This is a genomic window from Nostoc sp. CHAB 5715 (genome assembly GCF_020829685.1).
Taxonomy (GTDB): Bacteria; Cyanobacteriota; Cyanobacteriia; order Cyanobacteriales; family Nostocaceae; genus Nostoc.
Map to the genome: position 1 here is coordinate 1 of NZ_JAIVFR010000645.1, position 4462 is coordinate 4462.

Annotated in this window: 4 protein-coding genes; all 4 read right to left on the minus strand. The window is 44.3% G+C overall.

What is annotated here, in order from left to right; all coding sequences use genetic code 11:
• Positions 1-1349, minus strand: a 1349-nt coding sequence (locus LC574_RS28085) for an Hsp70 family protein (protein ID WP_229456945.1), incomplete at its 3' end; no start/stop codon positions are given.
• 49 nt (positions 1350-1398) lie between these two features.
• Positions 1399-2166 carry a nucleotide exchange factor GrpE gene (locus LC574_RS28090; protein WP_229456946.1) on the minus strand — a complete coding sequence of 256 codons (768 nt, stop codon included), beginning with the start codon at positions 2164-2166 and terminating at the stop codon, positions 1399-1401.
• Between the two features lie 111 nt (positions 2167-2277).
• The gene (locus LC574_RS28095; protein ID WP_229456947.1) at positions 2278-2574 is read right to left on the minus strand and encodes a DnaJ domain-containing protein; all 297 of its coding nucleotides are present in this window, start codon (positions 2572-2574) and stop codon (positions 2278-2280) included.
• 73 nt (positions 2575-2647) lie between these two features.
• A partial coding sequence (locus LC574_RS28100) for a lipopolysaccharide assembly protein LapB (RefSeq protein ID WP_229456948.1) occupies positions 2648-4462 on the minus strand: 1815 nt, incomplete at its 5' end.

Here is a 4462-nt window from a genome sequence, read left to right on the forward strand (position 1 = left end):
ACTTCAATACCTCCTGCTTGTTTGGGTGGTACGTTCTCCACTCTCACGCACCCTAGAGGAACATTTTCTTCGGCGATCGCATTTTCTCCCTGAAAAACTTCAATTTCTACCACTTCTTGTTCATCAAACACGGTGGAATAAACATGGGAGCGAGAAACGGGAACAACGCTGTTGCGGGGAATAATCACACTAAAGTAACCTGGCATAATACCCATTGGTGTAGGCACAGCCGCAGCAATGCCCAGAGAATGAGGAATCACATCTACAAGAATGGCATCAACGGATTCACCTACCAGCACCCCAGCTTGTAAAGCTGCTCCTAACGCCACACAAAGGTCTGGTTGAATGCCATCGCTGGGAGTTTGTCCCAGATGTTCTGAGATCATTTGTTGCACTAGAGGAATGCGTGTGGAACCACCAACTAGGATAATGCGGTCAATATTGTCGGGTTCAAGATTGGCATCTGTTAGGGCGCGGTCAATTGCTTCTAGGGTTTCTGTCAATAGTGGGCGAATCAATTTTTCAAAATCTGCTCGCGCCACTTCTGTCTCTAGATGTAGTGCAGTCTTGCCTTTACTACCTAAAAAGGCTTCCCGAACTGTGGCAAAGGCGTGGGAACTCAGGTCAATTTTTAATTGCTCTGCTGCTTTCAAAAGACGCGCTTGGGTAGCCGCATCATCTGGTACATCCACACTATGCTGTTTGCGGAATAGATCCGCTAGATGGAGTTGCAAAAGCCTGTCGAAATCGTCTCCACCCAAGCGGTTGTTACCATGAGTGGCTAGTACTTCTGTGACTTCGCCTGTAATTTCGACTACCGACACGTCAAAAGTACCACCTCCCAAGTCATAAACCACAACCCGTTCTGTGTCTTGCGATCGCAAATCATAAGCTAAAGCCGCCGCCGTTGGTTCGTTGATAATTTGCAGTACCTCCAAACCCGCTATCTCGCCAGCAGTTTTAGTTGCCTGCCGTTGAGCATCCGTAAAGTAGGCTGGAACTGTAATCACTGCTTGGGTAATTGTTTCCCCTAAAACATTCTCAGCCCGTTGTTTCAGGGCACGGAGAATAATAGCGGAGACTTCATGAGGTAAGTATTCCTTATCTCCTAAAGTTGTTTTGTGGTCAGTTCCCATCCAGCGCTTAATTGACTTCACGGTGTGTTCAGGAGCCGCAGCATACTGACGGAGTGCTTCTCGTCCCACCAGCAGTTTACCCGTATCGCTAAACCCCACACAGGAAGGTAAAATCAGGTCGCCATCTTCTCCTGGCAATACCCGCACCTGTCCGTTTTCGACAATCGCTACTTCGGAATTTGTTGTGCCTAAGTCAATACCAACTGCTTTCATAAAATTCGATTAAAAGTAAACTGCACTAATTTCCCCAGTCCAAGCGTCCCTAATCAAGAGTCCCTTGTGCTGCTACAATCACCTGTGCTTCCCTCAGAACGCGATCGCCCCATAAATAACCCCGTACTACTTCCTGAATTACGATATTGTCTGTAACATCTGCTCTGAACTCACGTCCCACAGCATACATTGTCTGGGAATCAAAAGGTTTTCCCATAGATGTAATCGGAATAACACGCCGTTGTCGTAGTACCTCTAAAAGCGATCGCCTAATTAACTCTACTCCCTGCTGATTGCTGGTTAAAATTTCACTTAAATCTGATGATGTTAGTGATTTTTCAGACACTATTGACTGAGCTTCCTTGCTAGGAAACCACTGTCCTAGTTTCTCCCAGAAGCTTTTTTGTGTTGCTGGTTTTGGTTTTGAGGTAGCAGATAATGCTTCTATTTCCTCTTGCCAGTAAGTACAAGCCTGATCTAAAGCATCCAGGATACCCAGCAAATCTTTTAACAGTTTCTCCTGCTGCTGCTCAAATTGTCCCCATGCCTGTTTTTGGCTTTCTTCCAGACGTATTTGCAACTGTTCTTTATCTGCGCGAGTTACTTCCAATGCTTGCACAAGAGCATCTTGAGTAGAACGCAATAATTTACCCTGTTGCTTAACTTCATGGCGCAGGGCAGTCCATTCTGCCACCATTTGATAAGGGTCAAAGGAATTAGCAGATTCTGGTGGTTCACCCAGATATTCAGGGATTGGTTGTTCTGAGTGTAAATAATCTAGAAATTTGGCAAATAAAGCTTCTTTGTCATTTGTCATTTGTCATTTGTAAATAGTTAGCGGACATTAGAAAAATCAGTAACTAACAATTACGAATTACGTAAAGCCTGCGGCATAGCTTTGCTTGGAGCGTAGCCCATTACGAATTATTTAAAATGTGGCACGAATTAAATCATCCAGGCTAACTTGTAGTTGAGCAAGCGCTTTTTCTCGCAACTGTTTTAATATCTCTGGGTTAAGTTCTGCTTCTAGTGGACGAAATTTTAAGAAATCCTCATCCTGAGTTGTTTCTCCTTTGCGAATTGCCTCGTAAGCTCCTCGAATTTTCTTAAACTCTTCTGGATAAGTATGAGCGGGAAATTCCCGCAGTTTGGCATGATAGGCCGCTTTAATTTCGGCAGCAGTAGCTCCTGGAGAAATGCCTAAGCGTTCGTAGTGGTCAGTCATCAAATAATTCCAAATTAAAAATTTACTATTTATTGTTCGTCACTATTAAGTACAACCTACTAAAAACTAACTTTTAAAACAATTCCTGAAAACCACCTTTTCTTCTACCCTTTCGTTTCTTACGCGTAGGCGGTAAGTTTCCAAAGATAAAGTCTAAGTCTGGTTCTTCTTCCTCATCATCTTCATCGAAGTTAGGCATACTGTTTAACATCTTTTGCTTGAGTTCTGGAAGCATCCGTTCAAACTCAGCTTTGGGCATTTTGTTGCCAAGTAATTTTTGCAGCATCCCTGATAAGAAGTCATCAATATTTGAAATATCCAGGTTGTCAAATTCCTCTGGGTCTGGCATTATGCTAGTCGTTTCTTGAGCAGAGAGAAAAGCCTGTTCTTCCCGAAATGCTTGTAATGCTTTGGCATCTTGTAAGCGACGGGCTAATTCAAATCCCTGTTGCTTTAATTGTTCATAGTTTGGGTGATCAACATGGTAAGTAGTGGCTCTAGCTAATAGTAATAAAGGATTTTGAGGTTCCCGACGCAGTGCTGACTCCAGCACAGGTACAAGGGTTGTAATCTCACCAAAACGGCGCACTTGAAGTTGAATATTTGCCAGAGCATTTCCTGGCTGTGGCATGGTGTCGAGGTAGGTACGTAGAGGAACCTCTAGTTTTTGGGGACTACCTTCTTTGACAGCTAAGACAACTAAATGAGCAACTCTGGCTTCTGGGTGTTCTGTTGATAAGTTGAATAATTTTTGTAGATACTGACTTGTTAAAGCGGCGATGCCTTTTTCACGTTTGGCGAAGAGGTGGATAGAAAGAGAAATTGCCTGCAATACAGGAATTTGTTCTTGACCAGATAATTTTTTCAGGAGAGTGTCCCATGCTTCGACTGCTGCTTTTTGGTGTAATGAAACTCGACCGCCGGAATTGGGCGGACTTTGCACTGCATTCACGAATATCTGACAAGCACGTATAGCAGGATCTTTTTTATCTTCTGTCTGCACCAGACGGCTAAATAAGGGATAACTTAACGTAGATAGAGCATCTACCCAAGGCAATATTTCCACTTCAGTTTCAATGCTCAGGTCGCCAAAGTGCTTGCCAAATTTACGCCGAGCTTCATTACGTGCTTGTTTGTCTCCTACTTCCTCCCAACATTGCAGCAAAATACCGTAAACTTCGTCATACCGACATCCACCTTCTAATGCTTGGGTAAGCAGTGCGATCGCTTCAGTATAATTTTCCTCCATTGCCGCAACTAGTCCCTTACGCCCCAGGAACTCTGGCGATGTGGGACAGATGCGTTCTGCTTGTTGCAAAGCTCCTAAAGCGGCGCGTTCCCGATCTATTGCCATGTAAGCATCTGCCATCCAGCAGTGCAGATGTGCTAGGGTCGGTTTCAATCGTTGTGAAGGCCATTCTTGAGGTTTTTGTTTTGCTTCCTGCTCTAACCACTTCAACAAACGGGTCAACAGACGTGGGCGTTCTTGATCGGAATCATTAGCATCCAAAACTTCTAAGAGATTGATTGCCAACTGGGGGTTAAAGGGTTGCTCTGTCAACAAAAGCTGCCAGAATAGTTCAGCACAGTTTAATTGTCCTTGATTCAGTGCTTGTTGTCCGGCTAGGGTAAACAGCAGTGGACGGAGACTTTCTATTTCTAGAAAGCGCGTGGAACGCCGCTCTATCTTCAACAGCAGATGTGCGGCCTCATGGTGATCGCTTTGGTCAATCAGTTGCAGCATTCGCAACGCCGTTAATGCCTCTTGGGTAATTTTATCTACTGTTTTTTGCGGATTCCTAGATTGTAGAAGTTGTTGTCCCGTTTTTCCTTGCTGGAAAGTCGCCAATCGCTCTAAAATTGGATGCTCCAAATACTTTGGTTCGCC